General features: G+C 44.4%; 1 pseudogene. It reads left to right on the top strand.

The window, feature by feature from the left end:
• Positions 1-248, top strand: a pseudogene (locus tag AAEY87_RS14290) (apolipoprotein N-acyltransferase); the annotation flags it as partial.

The raw sequence follows: 248 nt of genomic DNA, 5'->3' as shown, positions 1-248 counted from the left end.
CTACAAGAATGGTTAAAAACTTGGTTATTCACAGGCTTTCCGTGGCTGTTTGTTGGTTATGCGTTTACTGAAGAGTATTGGTTATCGTCCTTAGCACCCGTTGCTGGTGTTTTTGCCGTCTCTTTTGTTGCCATACTATTGGCTGCAAGTTTAGTAGAGCTACTGCTTCGGCGCAGTAGTTATGCCGTCGTTTCTGTACTGTTATTGGCCATTAGCACATCATTATGGCTGGTCAATCCGCAATGGAC

Origin of the sequence: Psychrobacter sp. S1-30-MNA-CIBAN-0213 (assembly GCF_040309845.1) — a bacterium.
Lineage (GTDB): Bacteria > Pseudomonadota > Gammaproteobacteria > Pseudomonadales > Moraxellaceae > Psychrobacter.
The sequence above is the reverse complement of the archived record's forward strand: the minus strand, read 5'-3'. Positions and strand labels throughout refer to the sequence as shown.